This window comes from Thalassolituus sp., assembly GCF_984348125.1.
Genome location: NZ_CFHJLR010000015.1, coordinates 70,274 through 91,057, shown reverse-complemented (window position 1 = coordinate 91,057; position 20,784 = coordinate 70,274). Strand labels below are relative to the sequence as shown.

Below are 20,784 nucleotides of genomic sequence, written 5' to 3'. Positions count from 1 at the left end.
TGTTGGTGAAGAGTTTATCTCTTCTTGAGGTGTCCGGGGTATTCAACCAGAACAGTCGAAGTCCAGCATGAAAGAGACTGATTCGTCGGCCGTCACGGTGAAACCACTGACGAGTTTCAGACCCGTCTGCTCACCACTTGGAATTTCCAGCTCAAATGAGCCATCAGCAAACGAGATATAAGTGTCATTATTTCCTTCGGTATCTACCATCAGGCGGATTTGAGAGTACTCGCCAGCTTCTACTTCGAAATCGGTAAACAGTTCTACACTATTGCCCGCTTGATAATCTAACAGGTTAATCTGCTTTGGCTCATCGAACGTCAGCTCTTCCTGTGTTTCATCATCTTTAATCAGAACAACACCAGAGAACTGTACGTATACGCCAAGTGCTGAATTTACCGGCGCATCAGTCACACTCATGGATACTTTACCGGTCTCGCCGTCATCATCATTACTGCTGCCATCACCACCGCAGCCAGTCAGAATTAAAGCCGACGTCGCGACTGCCAGAAGTGACGGTTTCAGTGAACCAGAAGAAATAGACATACATACTCCAAAATCAATGAGGTTACTTATCTGTACGCGTATTTATCTAAAGGTTCCTATATTTTTTTACGGAACTTTTCGTTGAAGTGGTGTGGGTCGATCTATCATCAAGCAATACACGGCTGTAGGCAGCTCTGCTCACCATTCGTCGCGGTGGTTTGTCTCAGGCAATAAAAAAAGCCCGTATATTTCTGTACAGGCTTTTGGAATAGGCGGACAAATCTGACGGGATCAGATTTGCACGGCCGCAGGCCGCCCGGAGGGGCAAAGCCAGGGATGGCTTTGATGAATCGAACGAGTTCGATGGAGTGTTTCACTTTCTTGTAAGCAATAAAAAAGCCCGTACATTTCTGTACGAGCTTTTCGAATAAGTGGTGCCCAGAGGCGGACATCGAACGGGGGCGCCCAGCTCACCGACACGGGTGGCGGTGGTCATATTTCAGATAACAAAAAGCCCCGCAATTGCGAGGCTCTTTGTAGAAATAAGTGGTGCCCAGAGGCGGAATCGAACCACCGACACGCGGATTTTCAATCCGCTGCTCTACCGACTGAGCTATCTGGGCATCTCATCAGGACTGTCCGTCCGTTGAGTGGCGCGTATTAAACCGCGCTCGCCGCATACTGTCAACAGCTATTCAGCGATTTTTCTTAATTTTCAGGAACATAGCCTTCTGCCTGATCAAAATCACCGCCGCTGAGAAACTTCTCGCGCTGTTCTGTCAGGTACTTGCGGGCTTCGGGGTCCATTACGCTCAGGTGCTTCTCGTTAATCAGGCGTTTCTGGTGTTCTGTCCATTCTTCCCACGCTTTCGCAGAGACGGTCTGCATAATTTTTTCACCGGCCGGTCCGGGGAAAGGCGGAGTGGTCAGAGCGGGGAGTTCTTCACCGTATTTGCGACAGTGTACCGTGTTGGCCATGCTTACTCCTGAGTGATCAATGTAAGTAGTTTCTTCACCGGTGCAGCCAGACCAATGGCGCTTGGTGAGGAGGTATTGTACCAGTGGACGTTGTTTTCATGCACCGTGGCTGCTGGCCGTTTTATTTTTACGTGCACAGGGGTGATGTCCAGGTGGTAGTGAGAAAAGGTGTGCCTGAAGGTATTCAGAACCTGAGTCTCAGCCTCTGTATGGCCTGTCTCGCTGAGAAGAACCTGCTCCGTTTCAGCGGTGTCTCCGACTTCGGGAAAGCTCCAGAGCCCGCCCCATATTCCGCTCTGAGGCCGCTGCTTCAGTAAAAGCTCACCCTGTTCGTTTTCAAAAATCACCATCACGGTACTTTTTACTGGTTTTTCTTTCTTTGGCTTGCTGTTCGGGTACTGCGTTGGATTACCTTCAGCGTACCCCTGGCAGTCAGGCTGCAGCGGGCAAATACCACAGGCGGGTTTAGAGCGTGTGCAAAGAGTCGCACCCAGGTCCATCATTGCCTGCGTATACTGCTGGTGGCTGTGTTCTGGGGTCAGTCGGCCAGCAATCTCCCAGAGCTGTTTTTCAACCGCAGTGGTGCCCGGCCAGCCCGGGATCGCATAGAAGCGGGTCAGTACGCGTTTGACGTTGCCATCGAGGATAGGTGCGCGGATGCCCATACTAATAGAAGCGATAGCCCCTGCGGTTGAGCGGCCTATGCCGGGTAAGTCGCTTAACTCTTCAACCGATCTGGGAAACTCACCATCGTATTCGCTAACAACTGTCTGAGCGCATTTGTGCAGGTTTCTTCCGCGTGCGTAGTAGCCGAGGCCAGTCCAGTGGTGGAGCACGTCATCCTGAGTGGCGTTGGCGAGCGCTTCGACAGTTGGGAAGCTGTCCATAAAGCGCTCATAGTAAGGAATAACGGTGGCGACCTGAGTCTGCTGTAGCATGATCTCAGACACCCATACACGGTACGGCGTGATGTTCTGTTGCCAGGGAAGATGCTTGCGACCGTGAACCTCATACCAGGCGAGCACGGTCTCACTGAATGCTGAGTCTTTCATGGTGTCCGGTTTCTGTTAAAACGGCGGGCAGTATGAAGGATCTGACTCAGATTTCGTAGCTGTTGCTGCGTCGCTCAGCAGAGATCACAAGGTATTGATGCAGCTGCCCGAGAGATAGCGGACGGCTGAACAGGTAGCCCTGACCCTCATCACAGTTATTCAGGCGCAGATACTGGAGTTGTTCATCCGTCTCTACGCCTTCGGCGACCACGTTCAGATCGAGCTTGTGGGCCATCGCGATCACCGCTGCGGTGATCGCCATGTCGTTCTTATCATCCGGAATATCCATGACAAACGAACGGTCCACTTTTAGCACATCAATCGGGAAACGCTTGATGTAGGAGAGTGACGAGTACCCGGTACCGAAGTCATCAATGGCGATAGACACCCCTGTCGATTTGATCTCCTGCATGATGCGGATGGCTGCTTCAACATCATCCATCAGGGTACTTTCGGTGATTTCCAGTTCCAGACAGCGCGGTGGAATCTCGGTGATCTCAAGCACATTGCGGATACGACCGGCGAGATCCGGGTCGGTGAACTGTTTGGCTGACAGGTTGACCGCAACTTTGGCATTCGCAGGCATGATGTTCTTGCGGATCAGGCTACTGATCTGGCGGCACGCCTGCTCAAGAACCCAGTTACCAATATCAATGATCTGGCCGGTTTCTTCAGCGACCGGAATAAAGTTATCCGGCGTAATAATGCCCTTGTCTGGGTGTTGCCAGCGGATCAGCGTTTCGACGCCTGTGGTGCGGTAGTCGAACAGGCTGATCTTTGGTTGATAGAACAGGGTGAACTGATTCCGTTCTATCGCTTCGTTGATCTCTTTCTCGATGGCGAGGTGCTCGAGAATAGAGTGATTCATCTCTTCCGAGAAAAACTGGAAGTTGTTGCGGCCCTGCTCTTTGGCAGAGTACATGGCCAGGTCAGCATTTTTCATCAACACGTTGGTGTCGGTGGAGTCATCGGGCGTCATGGTGATGCCGATACTGACTGAGGTAAGGATATCCTGGCCTTTGACGCGAATGGGTTTCGACATGGCGCGCAGAATCTTTTCTGCAACGGCGCGTACATCCTGCACAGAACTGATGTCTGTCAGCAGAATTGTGAATTCATCACCACCGATCCTCGATACCGTATCGTTTTCCCGCACTGTGTTACTCAGGCGGTTCGATACTTCTTTGAGAAGAACGTCGCCAGCATCGTGCCCGAGCGTATCGTTGACGCGCTTGAACTGGTCCATATCCAGAAACATCAGGGCCATGGACTTGCCGGAACGGAGCGCTCCCTTCACCGAGGTCACCAGGCGATTCTTAAACAGACGCCGGTTTGCTAACCCTGTCAGTGGGTCGAAGAAGGCGAGGGTTTCCATCTGCACCTGAGCCGCTTTCAGTTCAGAAATATCTGAAATTGCACCTAAGTAACCTAGCAGCTGGCCGTCGCGGTCGTAGAGCGCACTCGCCATCAGGTGAATCCAGGTGTAAGCCATGTCTGGCCGAGTCAGGCGGATCTCCAGAGCAATACTCTCCTGATCCAGAACCAGCCGGTTCCAGGCTTCCTGAACATTCACGAGGTCTTTCGGGTTGATCATCTCGAACCAGTCCTGAAGGTCAGGGTGGTCGTTTGTCATACCGTGAATATCACGCCAGCGCTGATTCACGTACTGCAGGTTCTGGTTGGGATCGACCTGAAAAATACCGACAGGAGACAGGGCGGTTAGCTTTCTGAAGCGTTCTTCAGATGCTTTTAGCGACTGGTTTTCATCATCAATCGTCGTCAGCAGGCGGTTAAACAGATCAACCAGATCACCGAGTTCGTCGTTATTCGTCTTGGTTGCACGAATCGAATAGACCTTCTTGTTCAGGATTTCGGTCAGGGTATCGCTCAGCTCCCGCATTGGCCTGGAGATCACATCTTTGAGCTTATTGGCGAGGAATAGCGCAAGTGCGAACGCTGTCAGCATAATGATGAGTGAGAACACCAGAAACTGGAAAAAACGTTCGAGCAAATGATCCCGGCTGCTTTCGATATACAGCGTGCCTATTGGCTCTTCGGCGCGGGTGACCGGAAAAAAGCGCGAGAAGTTATAGGTCTTAAGAGTATCGACGCGTGGCAGGTAATTCGGGCAATCGATGCGCTCGTGGGCCTTGGAGTGATAACTGGCCGCCAGTGTCTGGTCCTGACGATAAATACAGCCACGCACGATCGCACTGTCTGACTGCAGTGTGTTCAGGTTGCTTTCAAGCAGTGCCTTATCATTAAACGTCAGAGCCGCAGTGATACGGTCTGATATGACGTCACCGAGCACCTGTAACTTATTCTCCGTGTCCCGCTTGGCCAGATAATACTCGAGCGAAATATAGGCAAAGTTAGCCAGTAGGAGTGTAAGGCTGGTGGTGATTAATGAAATAAGAACAAGGCGCCGGCGTAAGGACTGGGTCTTGAAAAGCGTCATGGCACTACTCTCCCGACGAGAGTGTTGTTTGGCAGCCAAGGAAGCGCTCCTTCCTGAAGTGTCATTTTGATGTACATACTGCTGCCAATCATACTGTGCCGGTTATCCGAATAAACGCGCTCTACAGAGTGCGTCGTCAGTTATCTGAATTCAAGACGGCCAATACGGCCTTTTTATGGTCACTTTTTATTATGTGGCGCATTTTGAGGCGCCTTAGTGGAGTTCCCAATCACATCAGTTTAGTACTAATTCGCGGGCTTTACCGGTGGCGAGTCACAAAAAAAGCCGCTGGTCAGCGGCTTTTTCGACAGAATCTGAGGCTTAAGAGCCTGCCTGAAGCTCTTCAGGGTCGTATGGTTTGACGGGTTCGCTTTCCAGCTCTATAATAAGTTCGCCGATACTGATGTTCTGTAAGCGATCAGAGAGCTGCGTGCGATAGGTTTTCACCATGCTCAGGCCTGAAATTACGGCGTCGTATACCAGCCAGTCGCCAGACTCTTTGTTTTCATACAAACGGAAATCTACTGGGACTTTGTTGCCATTGGTCTGGGTGAACTGGCCCTTCACGATAGCGCGACCACCGTCCGGGCTGTAGCGGGTGTCTGAGAACTCCAGAGTCTCGCCGCTGAATGCCTTGAAAGCACCGCCATAAGTACGTAGCTGACGATCACGGAAAATCGTGATGAAACGCTGCTGTTCCTCAGGCGTAGCACGGCGCCAGTATTTGCCCAGTGCACCCATCGCGATCTTTTCCTGATCTATCGCCGGGAGAATGTATTCTTCTACCAGTCGCTCAACCATCTGGGCGTCGCGCTCTTCAGGTTCGGTTTTCTTCAGTTCAGCAATCACGCCATTGGTGGCTTGCTCAACCACTTTCAGTGGCTTGTCGTCACTGGCGAAAGCCTGCGTTACCGCAAACATCATCAGCGTAAACAGGGAGAGTATTTTTAACACGGTTACGTCCTTATCATTTTTGGTCAGTATCTAACGATACGTCGCAGCTGCCTAGACGGATGTTCACAATTATTTGTTACATCTGTGCAACAGTGGCTGCTCAAACAGTCCTTTTGTAGACCAACAGGTTACCCTGACGTTCAAAGTTTCTTCGCAGGATGGCTTCTGATAGTGAGTCTTCACTATCGACAAACTCCAGGGTCAGTCGCTCTTCATCCGCCCATTTGCACAGAAAATGCAGCATCTGGTGCATAACACCACGGCGCTGAGTAATACGACGAACGCCAGCATTTGCCAGTCTTACGTGGTCGCCATTCCGTTCCGCCAGTAACGCGCCAATGATGCGGTCGTTAAATCTACCACCAATAACCCAGCGATTCTGATTAATCCACTCGCGCAGAGGCGCATCAACGGCAAGCCCGTGAGGCTCGGTCTCGGTGCGGATTTTCTCGAAATCAGTGAAGTCGTCTTCTGTTGGATTGGTCAGGTGCTCCAGTTTTACCGGCACATCAGGCTCCTGTTCGTTGGCTTGTTCACGGTACGGTGCATCAGTCAGGCAGGATTTATTACTTTCAGAAGCTTACGGCCTACTTTCTGGTGCGCTTTGCTTTATAATGCTTTCTTTTCTGTTTTGCGAGAGTCCGGAGACAATCTCACTATGGCACGCACGGCGTCAGTAGAGCGTAACACGCTCGAAACCCAGATTACCGTTAAGATCAACCTTGATGGCACGGGTCAGGCCAAATTCGATACAGGTGTTCCCTTTCTTGAACACATGATGGATCAGATCGCGCGCCATGGCCTGATTGATCTGGATATCACCTGCAAAGGCGATACTCATATCGATGACCACCATACGGTTGAGGATATCGGCATCACCTTAGGGCAGGCGTTCGCACAGGCGATCGGCGATAAAAAAGGCATCGTCCGCTATGGTCATTCGTATGTACCGCTGGACGAGGCACTGTCACGTGTTGTGATCGACTTCTCTGGCCGTCCGGGTCTGGATATGAAGGTCGACTTTACCCGTGCTGCGATCGGCCGTCTGGATACTCAGTTATTCTGGGAGTTCTTTCAGGGCTTCGTGAATCACGCCAAAGTCACGCTCCACATTGATAACCTCAAAGGCTTCAATGCGCACCACCAGGCAGAGACGATCTTCAAAGCGTTCGGTCGGGCATTGCGTATGGCGGTTGAGCAGGACCCTCGTATGGCTGGCGTGACACCATCGACCAAGGGCAGTCTGTAAGAGGTCGGAACAGTGACAGTTAACAGTAAGATTTGTGCCGTTATTGATTACGGCATGGGCAATCTGCACTCCGCTCACGGTGCTCTTCAGAGTGTGGCTCCAGATACTCAGGTACTGGTTACCGGTGACCCAGAGGTGATCCTCAGAGCTGACCATGTGGTATTGCCCGGTGTCGGTGCTATCCGTGACTGTATGGCTGAGATTTATGCTCAGGGTATTGATGCTGTTGTGCGTGAAGTTGCGGCGTCGAAGCCTTTGCTCGGTATCTGTGTTGGTCTGCAGGCCATGATGGAGCGCAGCGAAGAAAACGGCGGTGTTGACGGTCTTGGGCTGTTCCGCGGTCAGGTTAAGTACTTTGGCGATGACCTGAGAGAAAACGGTGAGCGCCTGAAAGTACCCCACATGGGCTGGAACACAGTAAGTCAGGGAAAACACCCGCTCTGGAATGGCATTGCCGACGATACCCGTTTCTACTTTGTTCACTCATACCATGTAAAAGCAGAGAATGAGGAACAGGTGAAAGGCCGCGGCCACTATGGTGTCGATTTTGCCGCTGCCATGGGGCAGGACAATGTTTTCGCCGTCCAGTTTCACCCCGAAAAAAGCCACAATGCGGGTCTCGCATTACTCAAGAACTTCCTGAACTGGGATGGTCAGGCCTGATCTGGCCGCCCGGTTAATGATTCAAATTTAAGGTTACTCTTTTAAGGTTATTCTCATGCTCGTTATTCCTGCTATTGATCTCAAAGATGGCCAGTGCGTTCGCCTCCGTCAGGGCCGTATGGATGATTCCACCGTGTTTGGTGATGATCCTGTGTCTATGGCAAAGCGCTGGGTCGATGCGGGCTGCCGTCGTCTGCACCTCGTTGACCTGAATGGTGCGTTTGCCGGTGAGCCAGTGAATGGCGAAGCCGTGACCTCAATTGCTAAAGCCTTCCCGGACCTGCCGATTCAGATTGGTGGCGGTATCCGTTCACTGGAAACCATTGAGCACTACATCAAAGCGGGCGTGAACTACGTCATTATTGGTACGAAAGCCGTTAAAGAACCTGCGTTTGTAAAAGAAGCCTGTGACGCTTTCCCGGGCCACGTGATTGTCGGTCTGGATGCACAGGACGGTTTCGTTGCAACTGACGGTTGGGCTGAAGTCTCTGAAGTAAAAGCCGTTGATCTGGCGAAGCAGTTCCGCAACGATGGCGTATCAGCAATTGTGTACACCGATATCGCTCGTGACGGCATGATGCAGGGCGTGAACGTTGAAGCGACCGTTCAGCTGGCAGAAGAGGGTGGTATTCCTGTGATTGCATCAGGTGGTGTCACCAACATCGAAGATATCCGTCAGCTGTCGAAGGTGGCTTCCCGCGGTATTCTGGGTGCGATCACTGGCCGTGCAATTTATGAAGGTACGCTGGATGTTGCTGAAGCTCAGACTCTTTCAGACGAACTCACAGGTAAATAATCATGGCTCTGGCGAAGCGCATTATTCCGTGTCTGGATGTTGATAAAGGTCGCGTTGTAAAAGGCGTCAACTTCGTTGGTATCCGCGATGCGGGTGATCCGGTCGAAATTGCTAAGCGCTATAACGATCAGGGCGCGGATGAAATTACCTTTCTCGATATTACCGCCAGCCACGAAGAGCGTGAAACCACAGTTCATATGGTAGAAGCGATCGCCGAGCAGGTGTTTATTCCCCTGACTGTTGGCGGTGGTATTCGTGAAATTGCCGACATCCGTAACATGCTGAATGCTGGTGCCGACAAAGTATCGATTAACTCGGCTGCGGTTTATAACCCGGATTTTGTGCGCGCAGCGGCGGACAAGTTCGGCTCGCAGTGTATTGTGGTTGCGATTGATGCGAAGCAGGTAGATGACCACTGGGAAATTTTCACCCATGGTGGCCGTAAGCCGACCGGCATTAATGCGGTGGAGTGGGCTGTGAAAATGGCCGACTTCGGCGCCGGTGAAATCCTGCTGACCAGCATGGATCGTGATGGTGTTAAAACCGGCTTTGACCTGGGTGTCACCAAAGCCATCTCGGATGCGGTCAATATCCCGGTGATTGCGTCAGGCGGTGTGGGTAACCTTGATCACCTGGTCGATGGTGTAAAACTTGGTGGCGCTGACGCCGTTCTTGCGGCGAGTATTTTCCACTTCGGTGAATATACGGTCCAGCAGGCAAAAGAGCACATGGCTGCCGCTGGCATCGAAATGCGCCTCTAATTAATTCTGTCTTTATTTGTCACTCTTCGGTGGCCTGACTGGCCATCGAATTTCTGTCGATCTCCACAAAAGCGTCTACTCTGAAGGCAGAGCTGTTCTTCTTTATCTGAGAAACAGCAGACTTTCTAACTGAACTCTGCCCGCAGGCTGAGAGTGGCGCAATGACTCAATTTCAATCCGTGAAGTGGAAGATACTCACACCTATGATCCTGGTTTTCCTGCTGATCATGGTATTTATCAACCTGTATTCCTCACATCAACAGAAAGCGCGTCTTCTGGAGACTACCGAGCAGCATCTGAATCAGGTGCTCGACAATTATCTTGATGGCATCAATATGCTGATGCTGACCGGCAGCATGGCAAGCCGGGATACTCTGCGAGATAAGTTTGCTCAGCAGGACGGCATCGAAGAAGTGCGCGTATTGCGTGCCGACGCCGTAAACAAGCTATTCGGTCCGGGGTTTCCGAGCGAGAAACCTCAGGACGAATACGATCGCCGTGCACTGAACGGCGAAGCTGTATCGTTTGTTGAAACCGTAAATGGTGAACGTAAGCTCACGGTTATTGAGCCTTACATCGCTGTTGAGAACCGTCATGGCACTAATTGCCTTGGTTGTCATCAGGTTGCCGAGGGGACCGTTCTTGGTGCGGGGCGGATTACATACTCTCTCGCGGAGGAAGACAGCCAGGTGCTGGGAGATCTCATCAATAGCAGCCTGATGAACGCCGTTCTTATGATTGCCGGACTTTCCGGTATTTATTTTGTGATTTATCGCATCGTGATTCAGCCACTGCGTCGCCTGGAAAGAACGATGGGGCAGATAGGTACGAACTCTGACCTGACCCTGCGTGTAAACCTCGGCACCAATGATGAATTCAGCCGGGTCGAAGAAGCGACTAACCGCATGCTGAATAGCTTTCAGCCGGCGATCAGTGATTTATCTCATACCATGTCTGAGCTGTCTGGGGTGTCGGGAGAACTGGCATTAATCACCCGTGAAACGCGGGATGGAATGGGTGAGCAGCAACGTGAGAGTAAAGACCTGCTGGTGGCGGTAGAAGAGCTATCAGACGCTGCCGGGCGAGTGAACGAAAGTGCGGTAAACGCCGAAACAGCGGCCGTATCGGCGAAAGAGAATGCCGAGGGCGGTAGCGAAGTCGTTGTTCAGGTGACAGGCACGATTCAGGAGCTCGCGGCAGAAGTTGAGAACGCCGTGACGGTTGTACGGCAACTTGCTGAAGATACGCAGGGGATTGGTCACGTTGCGAAATCGATCAATGAAATCGCTGAACAGACGAACCTGCTTGCTCTTAATGCGGCGATTGAGGCTGCGAGAGCAGGTGAGCAGGGGCGTGGTTTTGCCGTGGTCGCTGACGAAGTCCGTAGTCTGGCAATCCGGACTCAGGACTCGACTAAAGAGATTAACGACATCATTGAGCGTCTGGTCAGTGTTTCTGAGAAAGCCGTTCAGGTGATGGATGCCAGTAAAGACCGTGCGCAGCAGGGTGTTCAGGATACAGAGCGTGCCCGCGAAGCACTTCAACAGATTGCAACAGGTGTTGAGAATATTCGCTCAATGAACAGCAGAATTTCTGCAGCGGCGGATAATCAGAACAATGTGGTCTCAAGAATTAACGAGAACATCCGTGTAATCAGTCAGGCTTCTGAGCAAACCCTGAGTGCCTCAGGGAGAACCTTTGAGCACAGTAACGACCTTGGTCAGATAGTGCAGCGGTTACGGGAAATTGTCGAGCGCTTCAGGGTGTGAAGCATGTTTGCTGATAATAAAAATGGCCGCAATCGCGGCCATTTTAATTTTCGAGTGTTATTTCTTAACAGCGAGTTCTACACGGCGGTTCTGTGCACGACCTTCAGCAGTATCGTTGGTCGCAACAGGGTCCGCTTCGCCATAGCCTTTTGCGCTCAGTTTCTCTGCACTGACGCCTTTCTCTACCAGGTACGAACGGACTGATTGTGCGCGGTCTTCGCTGATTTTCTGGTTCAGTGCATCGCTACCACGACTGTCGGTATAAGCCTGAATTTCGATCATCAGATCAGGATAGCGCTTCAGTTCTTTAGCAACATCATCAAGAATAGCTTCACTGTTTTCAGTCAGTTGTGCAGAGCCTGTTTCGAAGAAAACACCCTGAAGCTTGCCGTCGAAGCTCGGGCAACCGTCACTGTCGACCATAGTACCTTTGGGTGTATCTGAGCACTTATCTTTGCGATCAGGAACGCCGTCTTTATCGGTATCCAGCTTCGCAGCAATACGGGCTTTTTCAGCGGCCAGTTCGGCGGCACGGCGAGCGTCTTCCTCGGCTTTCGCGCGTTCTGCTGCTGCAGCTGCGTGTGCAGCTTCAACGTCGTTGGTCATATTATTTGCAGCTTCGTCGCGTGATGATGTCACGCTGTTGCCGCCGAAGCGCATGCCGGCTTCCAGCACATAGTTATTGTGCTCAATGTCTTCATTTACCATATCGTCGTAACGATATTCGGCACGGGCGAAGAAGGTATCTGTCGCCGCCAGTTGCAGACCTGCGCCAACACTCACCAGAGCGTTCTCTTGAGCAAAATCGTTCAGCTCTGCCTTGCCATAGCCAAGACCAGCGCTCACGTATGGCTGAATCATATCGTCACCGAAAAAATGCAGACCACTGACGCGAGCCTGCTGAACATCAGCACGGCCGTCAACCTGATCTGGAGAAGGCTGTACGATACTGAGCTCAACCGCGGTGTCGTTGTTCAGCATATAACCGGCTGAGAGTTCCAGGTCGTAGCTGTGCTTGATGTAATCATCGAAGTATTCGTTGGTGACCTCGTGGTCGGTGTGGGCACCACCAAAAGTCACGTAATAAGGGTTTTCGGCCAGTGCAGTAACGCTGATCGAAGAAATGATTGTAGCGAGTAAAGTGCGTTTCACGGGTAGTCCATCCATATTATAAATTGATATAGCCTGTATAGGGTGGCCGTGCTTAAATGGACTGGGCGTTGGTGAAACAGTTCAAAAAAAAATAAAAAATTCATAAAAACCCGAAGATGGATTTCGGGCTTTCAGGTGTTATAAAATCTGAGAAAAGTTCCTGTTGATTACAGGTCTTGAAGGATTTCAGCCTTCTTCTGAGAGTATTCCTTCTCTGTAATCAGCTCGTCATCTCTGAGGTTCTGAAGGATCTCCAGGCGTTCTTTTATCGACTTCTTCTCTGCTTTTCTGGCCTTAGCTTGATTGGCGGCTACAGGCTTCTCTTGTTGCAGGCAGTCGTACAACTCTGCTTCCAGGCTGACTTTGTTTACCGTCTTGATGCCGCCAGCCAGAGTCGGCTTACGGAAGCGGGATTCGCTACTGTCGAGGATAAGAATACTGTCGGCCCTGACTTCAAGGGCTTCTTTTCTAAGCTTTTCGGTGCACTTTTCTTCCGTACTGCTACTGCAGGATTCTTCTTTTACTAATAAGCACTGCTGCGCTTTTTGGGCGTCTATGATTCGAACTTCAGCCGCCTGAACTACGCTGGCGGCGGATAAAAAAAGTAAGGAAAACAGAAGTGGCGATGTCTTCATGGGATTCATTTCTCGTCATGTAAATAAATTCGGACCAATAAAAAGGCCGGTAAAAACCGGCCTTTCTAACATCAGTCGTCGAGCATAGCTTTGTCGCGGACGGCACCCTTATCGGCGCTAGTGGCGAACTTGGCGTAGGCTTTCAATGCCGTGGTCACTTTACGTGGGCGTTCCTCGGCAGGTTTCCAACCTTTCTTATCCTGCTCGTGGCGACGGTGAGACAGCTCTTCAGCCGTCAGGTCGACATTGATCGAACGGTTCGGGATGTCGATGTTGATGATGTCGCCGTCTTTCAACAGGCCAATGGCACCGCCCGATGCGGCTTCTGGTGAACAGTGGCCAATCGACAGACCAGAGGTGCCGCCAGAGAAGCGACCGTCGGTTAGCAGGGCACATTCTTTACCCAGGCCTTTCGACTTGAGGTAAGAGGTTGGGTACAGCATTTCCTGCATGCCCGGGCCGCCTTTCGGGCCTTCGTAGCGGATGATGACAATATCACCGGCAACGATTTCGTCGTTCAGAATGCCGGTGACGGCGTCGTCCTGGCTTTCGAAGATGCGTGCACGACCCTGGAATACATGGATCGATTCATCCACACCAGCTGTTTTAACCACACAGCCATCAAGGGCGATGTTGCCGTACAGTACCGCCAGGCCGCCTTCCAGTGAGTAGGCGTTATCGATGCTGCGGATACAGCCGTTCTCACGGTCGCCGTCCAGCGTTGGCCAGCGAGTGCTCTGGCTGAATGCGGTCTGAGTCGGGATGCCCGCAGGGCCAGCTTTGTAGAACTGCACGACCTCTTCGCTTGGGCTGCGCATGATGTCCCACTTATCCAGCGCTTCTTTCATGGTGGCGCTGTGCACGGTTGGCAGGTCATTGTGCAGCAGGCCAGCACGATCGATTTCACCCAGAATACCCATGATGCCACCGGCGCGGTGAACGTCTTCCATGTGGTACAGTGGCGAGTTCGGCGCCACTTTACACAGCTGAGGAACAACACGTGACAGACGGTCGATGTCTTTCAGGTCGAAGTCGACTTCGGCTTCCTGAGCAGCGGCCAGCAGGTGGAGGATAGTATTGGTTGAGCCGCCCATGACGATATCGAGGGTCATGGCGTTTTCAAACGCTTTGAAATTGGCGATAGAGCGGGGCAGTACAGACTCATCGTCCTGCTCGTAGTAACGCTTGGCGTTTTCAACAATCTTGCGGCCGGCTTCGAGGAACAGTTGCTCACGGTCAGCATGAGTAGCCAGTACCGAGCCGTTCCCCGGCAGCGCCAGACCAAGAGCTTCAGTCAGACAGTTCATGGAGTTGGCGGTGAACATACCAGAACACGAACCACAGGTCGGACAGGCGCTGCGCTCATATTCGGCGACTTTCTCGTCAGAGGCAGAATCGTCAGCGGCGATGACCATGGCATCAACCAGATCCAGCTTGTGCTCAGACAGCTTGGTCTTACCGGCTTCCATCGGGCCGCCAGAAACAAAGATCACTGGGATGTTCAGGCGCAGAGCGGCCAGCAGCATTCCCGGAGTGATTTTGTCGCAGTTAGAGATACAGACAATCGCATCAGCACAGTGCGCGTTAACCATGTACTCAACAGAGTCGGCGATGATTTCACGGCTCGGCAGGCTGTAGAGCATGCCGTCGTGACCCATGGCGATGCCGTCATCTACGGCAATCGTGTTGAATTCTTTCGCTACGCCACCGGCTTTCTCGATCTCGCGGGCAACCAGTTGGCCAAGATCTTTCAGGTGAACGTGACCCGGAACGAACTGAGTGAATGAGTTCGCAACAGCGATGATAGGCTTCTGGAAATCATCGTCTTTCATACCCGTTGCACGCCACAGGGCGCGGGCTCCGGCCATATTGCGACCAGCGGTAGACGTCTTGGAACGATACTGAGGCATGATCTCTCGTCTCTTTATACGTAAAATAGTGGTGTATTGTATCAATCAGCGAGGTTGCGTGCATGTCTGAACTTACCCTTTATTACGATGGCTACTGCCCTTTGTGTGTACGCGAAATGGACCACCTGAGAAAGGCAGATCAGGCCGGTCGCCTGACGCTGGTGGATATTCAGCAGGAAGGGTTTACTGAGCGTTATCCGCACATTGATCCGCAGGCGGCGAGCACCATCCTTCACGCTGATACTGCTAATGGTGAACTCCTGCTGGGTTTGGATGTCACTTATCGTGCCTGGTCGCTTGTTGGACGAGGCTTCTGGATTGCCCCGCTAAGATGGCCTGTCGTTCGCTGGTTTGCAGACAAGGCTTACCTGTGGTTTGCGCGCAATCGATATAAGGTGTCTGGTTGGCTGACAGGTCAACAGCGATGCGACACCTGTGGTCCACAAGGATGTTCAATTGACGGTAAGAAACAAGGTGATAACTAAGCACGCACCAATACTCACTCGGGCTAAGACCCTATCTATAACTGTATTACTCGGATGCCTGTCTTTGATACTGGCGGGTTGTTCTTCGTCGCCAGTGAAGCCTCTGGACTCTGAGGTCGCCAGTCTTAAATCACGGCTCTATCTCGCTCACGGCGCCAGTGCAGGAGATGCGCCTCTGAATTCCTTACAGGCGATTGAAGCAACTCTTCAGCGGAGTGATTACGACGGTATCGAAATCGATATCGTTTTGGCAGGCGATAGTGTTCCGCTACTGGCCCATGATCCCTGGATCAGTGAAAAAAACTGTCGACGGTACGATGGCCAGACATTTGAACCTGTGTATATCCGGGATGTGTACTCGAGTGAATTAGATGAGCTGTTCGAGTGTCACTTCCCGGCAGCAAAGAGCGGTGCTTCAGAAAAGGCGTCTGAGTTCCATCCGCTGGTAACGCTGGCTGAAGCGCTTGCTGTTGCAGCTAATCATCCTGAAAAAACGATCTATCTCGATCTGAAAATTCAGGACGGAGTCACACTGGATGTTGAAGAGTACGGCGCTGAAATATTTCTGGCGTTGACTGAACAGGAAATAGCAAACCCTGTATTTATCGAAGTTCCTGAGAAACATCAGATGGGAAAAATAAAGCATTCTCTTGAAGATTTTAATGCTCGGATTGCACTCTCTTATCCTGCTTTCTACGCTGGAGAGGACTGGGATTATATCGGAGCGATGGCAGCCATTCGTACTTTTTTCTTCGCTGAAAATCCTGTCGATGCTGCGCAGGAATCAAATGCAGATGTATTGGTTAGCCCAACGATAGTTATGTCGCATTCTTCTGTAGAGAAACTACACCAGAGCCAGGTTCTGTTTGGAACCTTTCTGGTCGATGATGCTGAATCTCTGAAGTCAGCCTGTAATCACGGAGCAGATATTATTATTACGGATATTCCTGTTGGGCAGCGTTGCGAGCCTGATTTATGATGCCTTCCAGTTCGGATCTGGTCTTTCTGCCGTTAGGCGGTACCGGCGAAATCGGTATGAACATGAATCTCTATGGTCACGACGGCAAGTGGCTGATGGTCGATTGTGGCGTCACCTTTCCCAAACCCGGACGCGTCAGTGCGGATGGTACACGCCATCATAGTGGCGAACCTGATACTCAAATGCCTGACCCTGAGTTTATTGAGGCGCGCAAAGATGATCTCGCGGGGCTGATTATTACTCATGCTCACGAGGACCATGTCGGCGCTGTGCCGTATCTCTGGCATAAGTTACGCTGCCCGATTTACTGCACCCGGTTTACCGCAGAAGTACTGAAGAAAAAGCTCGCTGAGCACGGCATTCTGCATCAGGTGAAACTTATTATTCCTGAAACTGGCGAGCGCTTACATATCGGCCCGTTTGACGTGCAGTGGTTGCCGTTAACCCATTCGATTCCTGATCCGAACTGTTTAATGATCCGCACGCCCTTGGGCAATATTTTTCATACCGGTGACTGGAAACTGGACCCAGACCCGGTCGTAGGGCATGGCTATAAAGAAGAGACCTTCCGTAAGCTGGCCGATGAAGGCGTGCTGGCGATGGTGTGCGACTCGACCAATGCCACGACAAAGGGGCACTCAGTATCAGAGGGTGATCTCTATGATGGGTTACGCCATTACATCGAGAGTGCGAAGGGTCGCGTGGTTGTCACCTGTTTCGGCAGTAATATAGCGCGCTTGCTGACGTTATCTCATATTGCCGAAGATACGGGGCGCTACATGGGCCTGTATGGTCGTTCCCTGATTAATATGCACCAGTGTGCCAAACGGGCGGGTGTCTGGCCTTACAGTGCAGGTGCCGTGGATACGGGTCATCTGGGCTATTTACCTCGCAACGAAGTGCTTGCCGTCGCGACCGGCAGTCAGGGGGAACCCCGCACCGCGTTGCGCAGGCTTGCCGCCGGAACACATCCGGATTTTGAATTGGAGGCAGGCGATCGGGTGATCTTCAGTGCCAGAGCGATCCCTGGTAATGAAGAGGCCATTCAGGGCGTGATTGATCAACTCACGGCGCTCGGCGTTGAGGTTGTTACGGTTGATAATGCAGAGCACGATATCCATGCCTCAGGCCATCCGGCGCAGGACGAGCTGAAGATGTTGTACAACTGGGTGCAGCCTGAGATTGCGATTCCCGTTCATGGTGAAACTGAGCATATGAAAGCCCACGCTGGGCTGGCAAAGGGCTGCGGAATACCGCGTACCATGACGGGGCGGAACGGTGACCTGTTTATGTTGCGGCCGGTGCCGGGAATGCAACGTCAGAAGGTCAGGACGGGCCGCCTCGGATACGAAAAAGGCGGCCTGGTAAAAGTAGAATAAATTTCAGAGTGAGCGGGTGTCGATCCGCTTTCTGAATTCTTCTGCACTTTCTTTTCGCTCCGAGTAGCGGTCGGTAAAGTAGTCTTTTTTATCCCTGAGCAGCAGGGTAAATTTCATCAGCTCTTCCATAACGTCGACGATGCGGTCGTAATAAGACGACGGCTTCATACGGTCGTTGTCATCAAATTCCAGCCAGGCTTTTGGAACCGAAGATTGGTTGGGGATTGTCACCATACGCATCCAGCGCCCCAGAATTCGCATCTGGTTAACGGCGTTGAATGATTGCGAGCCGCCACAGACCTGCATGATGGCCAGAGTTTTCCCCTGAGTTGGTCTAACACCCTGAAGTGCGAGGGGTATCCAGTCTATTTGTGCTTTCATTATGCCGGTCATTGCCCCATGACGTTCCGGGCTGCACCAGACCATTCCCTCGCTCCAGTTAGCCAGCTCGCGCAGCTCTTTTACTTTGGGGTGATCCGCATCGGCGTCATCGGGCAGCGGCAGACCTGATGGGTTAAAGGTCCGGGTTTCGGCTCCGAGCCACTCGAGAATCCGGGCGGCTTCCTCCGTTGCCAGGCGGCTGAAAGAGCGCTCTCGCAGAGACCCATAGAGCAGCAGAATCCGGGGCTTATGATCACTCTCTTTTTCGTTAAACAAGATGCTTTCGTCGATCGGGTTCAGGCAGTCGTCGTCGATATTCGGCATGTGATCGGACGTTGGGAGGGGGGTATCGCTGTTGTCGGTCATAGTTGGCTCGGGATGAATGGATTGGCTCAGGCGTATGCTAACCGGGCTTGAGGGCGTTACACAAAGTGTAATGTTTCTGTGTATGATCCCCGGCGCAGCAATTTAATAATGCTCAGGTAACGATAAAAATAACACCAAGCTGATAAAGGGCAGGCGCATGGATCTTAACGCTCACGACGGTTCTGAAAATACTACCCATGAAAAGAGCGAGGGCCTCTATCGTTGGTTATCAACATTTCCGGCATTTTTGATACTGCTTACAGTCGTACTGCTGAATACCAGTCATGCGATTCATGCTCAGCTTCTGCTGTTCGGGGAAGCTCAGTGGGAAGGCTATTATCAGTTACGGGTTGACCCCCAAGCACCTGCCTGTAATCCCGATCAGGATATCGAACAAGCCCTGCAACGAATGATCCGGGAGCAGGAAGAAGCGGATGACGAGTTTGATCTGCTGGCCTCAGATCCCGTTCCACCAGATGTCTTACGTCAGTCGCTTGAAGCGGCAAAAGCAGATTGTGAGTTTAAGTTCGACCGTTATCACGGCATTGTTGAGCGCATTACTCCCACGGTGGAAGCCTACCGGTCGTTAGAGAAGTGGGTCGCTGATCTGGGCGAATTCCGCATGGTCGCTTCCGGGATCATGCTTGCAGTGTTAGTTCTGATCTGCGGCGGAACTGCACTGCTGCGTAAGCATCATATTTCGCTGCGCCCGGCGGCGAGTGTGCTGGATTATCGGGTATCGGCACTGGCCCAGCTTGGTGCGTTCGCCATTCTTTTCTTCTCCATGGTCAGCTTTAAAAGCGTTGCTTTGTCAGCGGGCATCAATGTCAGCTCTGAGCACCTGACGCTGCTTTGGGTCTGGATTCTCGGGTTCGGCTCCGCCATGGCGATCTGCCTGTATCAGGTTATCAAGGTTCCGGAAGATGCTGTGCCGGGCGGGAATATGGGCAACGCACTTCTGTCGACTCCGCTGTATGCCATTTTTACGCTTATATCTGGCAGCTACTTTCTGTTAAACGGGCACGCTTCGGGCATCGGTATTTACATTAATCAGATGATGGAACTGGCGTCCCTGATGCTGAATGTCGCTCTGTATGTACTGATCGGTATGTTGCTGAAACGTACCGACCTGGCGCAGAAGGTATTCGATGTTTTTCGTCCGTTTAACTTCCGCCCTGAAATGCTGGCGGTGATTGCGGTTGCCGTGTCGGCGGTGCCTACAGCCTACACGGGCGGTTCCGGTATTTTCGTGATTGCCGTCGGCAGCCTTGTGTACCTTGAGGTGCGCAGAGCCGGTGCACGTCGACAGCTGGCGCTCGCTGCGACAGCAATGTCAGGCTCTCTCGGTGTGGTTTTGCGTCCGTGTCTGCTGGTGGTCATTGTCGCCGCACTGAATAATGAAGTGACGACGGACGAGTTATTCGGCTGGGGGGTAAAAGTCTTCCTGTTAACAACCGCGCTTTTTGCTTTTTACGCATTTATCACCAGTAAGAAAGACGACTATCAGAACCTTCAGAAAACAGACGGTAGCGTCTGGCCAGCATTCTTTAATGCACTCAAGCCACTGATTCCTTATGTGCTTCTTATTGCGGCCACGCTGGTCGTTTACGCTCTGGTGCTGGCCGCGTATCTGGATGAGTTTTCGGCGCCGACTATCCTTCCCGTTTTGCTTGCCGTGATTCTTATTTATGAGCGCATTGCGGATAAAAAAGCGCGGGCCTCTGGCGAGGTCGATGACAATACGACAGAGAAGCCCTCGTTATTTGCCAACCTTCAGTCATCCACGTCAGAGGCGACTGTGCATATCGGTGCCTTGCTGATGTTGATGGGCACGACCATGACGATCGGTGGTGTGATTGAGCGCGCTGAGTTGATGACTCTGCTGCCTGCAGAGTTCAGTTCGGTATGGATGGCGATGCTGGCTCTGGTCACTATTCTGGTGTTGATCGGCATGATCATGGACCCATACGGCGCCGTACTTCTGGTCAGCGTCACCATTGCCGGTATTGCCTATAAAGCGGGTATCGATCCGATTCATTTCTGGATGGTCACTCTGGTAGCCTTCGAGCTGGGGTATCTGAGTCCGCCGGTTGCACTGAATCACTTGCTGACAAGGCAAGTCGTTGGTGAAGAAGAAATCCGACTGTCCAAGCTGGAGACTCAGGGAGAGAGCTTCTGGTATCGCCACGAGAAAATTCTGCTGCCACTGGTCACCATGGCCACGGCGCTGGTGATCGTCGCCTTCGGTCCTCTGCTTTGGCAGGACTATTTCTGACAAGAATTTCTGACACGAGCAGAGAGCATTCTTTCTGCTAAAACAGGGTGATTCGA

The 20,784-nt window shown here is 52.0% G+C and carries 19 protein-coding genes and 1 tRNA gene; 9 read left to right on the top strand and 11 right to left on the bottom strand.

Annotated features, from left to right (window positions below):
* Positions 1–42: 42 nt before the first annotated feature.
* The 7 genes from AC5E51_RS11875 to AC5E51_RS11845 form a co-directional block, all read right to left on the bottom strand.
* The gene (locus tag AC5E51_RS11875) at positions 43–546 is read right to left on the bottom strand and encodes a DUF4382 domain-containing protein (protein ID WP_491778627.1); all 504 of its coding nucleotides are present in this window, start codon (positions 544–546) and stop codon (positions 43–45) included.
* 487 nt (positions 547–1,033) lie between these two features.
* Positions 1,034–1,109: transfer RNA gene (locus AC5E51_RS11870), tRNA-Phe, on the bottom strand.
* A gap of 85 nt (positions 1,110–1,194) precedes the next feature.
* The gene (locus tag AC5E51_RS11865; RefSeq protein ID WP_068443793.1) at positions 1,195–1,464 is read right to left on the bottom strand and encodes an oxidative damage protection protein; all 270 of its coding nucleotides are present in this window, start codon (positions 1,462–1,464) and stop codon (positions 1,195–1,197) included.
* Between the two features lie 2 nt (positions 1,465–1,466).
* Positions 1,467–2,516, bottom strand: a complete 1,050-nt coding sequence (gene mutY, locus AC5E51_RS11860; protein ID WP_297530764.1) for an A/G-specific adenine glycosylase — start codon at positions 2,514–2,516, stop codon at positions 1,467–1,469.
* Between the two features lie 46 nt (positions 2,517–2,562).
* The gene (locus AC5E51_RS11855; RefSeq protein ID WP_491778626.1) at positions 2,563–4,974 is read right to left on the bottom strand and encodes a bifunctional diguanylate cyclase/phosphodiesterase; all 2,412 of its coding nucleotides are present in this window, start codon (positions 4,972–4,974) and stop codon (positions 2,563–2,565) included.
* A 321-nt stretch (positions 4,975–5,295) separates the two neighbouring features.
* The gene (locus tag AC5E51_RS11850; RefSeq protein ID WP_491778625.1) at positions 5,296–5,928 is read right to left on the bottom strand and encodes an MlaC/ttg2D family ABC transporter substrate-binding protein; all 633 of its coding nucleotides are present in this window, start codon (positions 5,926–5,928) and stop codon (positions 5,296–5,298) included.
* Positions 5,929–6,028: 100 nt separating this feature from the next.
* A complete protein-coding gene (locus AC5E51_RS11845) occupies positions 6,029–6,436 on the bottom strand; it encodes an acetyl-CoA sensor PanZ family protein (protein ID WP_491778624.1) in 408 nt (135 codons plus the stop codon).
* A gap of 150 nt (positions 6,437–6,586) precedes the next feature.
* On the opposite strand from AC5E51_RS11845, the gene hisB reads away from it, so the two are divergent.
* From hisB to AC5E51_RS11820, 5 genes are all read left to right on the top strand, one after another.
* Positions 6,587–7,177 (top strand): imidazoleglycerol-phosphate dehydratase HisB, encoded by a 591-nt coding sequence (gene hisB / locus AC5E51_RS11840; protein WP_068443808.1) that lies wholly within the window; start codon positions 6,587–6,589, stop codon positions 7,175–7,177.
* A 12-nt stretch (positions 7,178–7,189) separates the two neighbouring features.
* A complete protein-coding gene (gene hisH / locus AC5E51_RS11835) occupies positions 7,190–7,840 on the top strand; it encodes an imidazole glycerol phosphate synthase subunit HisH (RefSeq protein ID WP_297530756.1) in 651 nt (216 codons plus the stop codon).
* 55 nt (positions 7,841–7,895) lie between these two features.
* Entirely contained in the window at positions 7,896–8,636 is a 741-nt protein-coding gene (hisA, locus tag AC5E51_RS11830) for a 1-(5-phosphoribosyl)-5-[(5-phosphoribosylamino)methylideneamino]imidazole-4-carboxamide isomerase (protein ID WP_076516341.1), read from the top strand.
* A gap of 2 nt (positions 8,637–8,638) precedes the next feature.
* On the top strand, positions 8,639–9,397 hold the full coding sequence (hisF, locus tag AC5E51_RS11825; RefSeq protein ID WP_068443815.1) for an imidazole glycerol phosphate synthase subunit HisF: 759 nt from the start codon (positions 8,639–8,641) through the stop codon (positions 9,395–9,397).
* 161 nt (positions 9,398–9,558) lie between these two features.
* Positions 9,559–11,166 carry a methyl-accepting chemotaxis protein gene (locus AC5E51_RS11820; RefSeq protein ID WP_301378286.1) on the top strand — a complete coding sequence of 536 codons (1,608 nt, stop codon included), beginning with the start codon at positions 9,559–9,561 and terminating at the stop codon, positions 11,164–11,166.
* A 57-nt stretch (positions 11,167–11,223) separates the two neighbouring features.
* Here the strand turns inward: AC5E51_RS11820 and AC5E51_RS11815 are convergent, their stop codons facing one another.
* From AC5E51_RS11815 to ilvD, 3 genes are all read right to left on the bottom strand, one after another.
* A complete protein-coding gene (locus tag AC5E51_RS11815; RefSeq protein WP_301378287.1) occupies positions 11,224–12,318 on the bottom strand; it encodes an OmpA family protein in 1,095 nt (364 codons plus the stop codon).
* A 167-nt stretch (positions 12,319–12,485) separates the two neighbouring features.
* Positions 12,486–12,962 (bottom strand): hypothetical protein, encoded by a 477-nt coding sequence (locus tag AC5E51_RS11810; RefSeq protein WP_301388040.1) that lies wholly within the window; start codon positions 12,960–12,962, stop codon positions 12,486–12,488.
* 62 nt (positions 12,963–13,024) lie between these two features.
* Positions 13,025–14,863, bottom strand: a complete 1,839-nt coding sequence (gene ilvD / locus AC5E51_RS11805) for a dihydroxy-acid dehydratase (protein ID WP_301378289.1) — start codon at positions 14,861–14,863, stop codon at positions 13,025–13,027.
* A gap of 62 nt (positions 14,864–14,925) precedes the next feature.
* Here ilvD and AC5E51_RS11800 point away from each other — a divergent pair, with 62 nt between their 5' ends.
* The 3 genes from AC5E51_RS11800 (at position 14,926) to AC5E51_RS11790 (ending at position 17,706) form a co-directional block, all read left to right on the top strand.
* Positions 14,926–15,348 (top strand): thiol-disulfide oxidoreductase DCC family protein, encoded by a 423-nt coding sequence (locus tag AC5E51_RS11800; protein WP_297530744.1) that lies wholly within the window; start codon positions 14,926–14,928, stop codon positions 15,346–15,348.
* A 64-nt stretch (positions 15,349–15,412) separates the two neighbouring features.
* Entirely contained in the window at positions 15,413–16,327 is a 915-nt protein-coding gene (locus tag AC5E51_RS11795; protein WP_301378291.1) for a glycerophosphodiester phosphodiesterase, read from the top strand.
* Positions 16,324–17,706 (top strand): ribonuclease J, encoded by a 1,383-nt coding sequence (locus AC5E51_RS11790; protein WP_068443842.1) that lies wholly within the window; start codon positions 16,324–16,326, stop codon positions 17,704–17,706. Before AC5E51_RS11795 ends, AC5E51_RS11790 begins: the two co-directional genes overlap by 4 nt.
* A gap of 3 nt (positions 17,707–17,709) precedes the next feature.
* Here the strand turns inward: AC5E51_RS11790 and arsH are convergent, their stop codons facing one another.
* Positions 17,710–18,453, bottom strand: coding sequence for an arsenical resistance protein ArsH (arsH, locus tag AC5E51_RS11785; RefSeq protein ID WP_068443846.1), 744 nt, complete (start codon positions 18,451–18,453; stop codon positions 17,710–17,712).
* 157 nt (positions 18,454–18,610) lie between these two features.
* Between arsH and AC5E51_RS11780 the strand changes: the two genes are divergently transcribed.
* The gene (locus AC5E51_RS11780) at positions 18,611–20,728 is read left to right on the top strand and encodes a TRAP transporter large permease subunit (RefSeq protein ID WP_491778623.1); all 2,118 of its coding nucleotides are present in this window, start codon (positions 18,611–18,613) and stop codon (positions 20,726–20,728) included.
* The last annotated feature ends 56 nt before the right edge of the window (positions 20,729–20,784 follow it).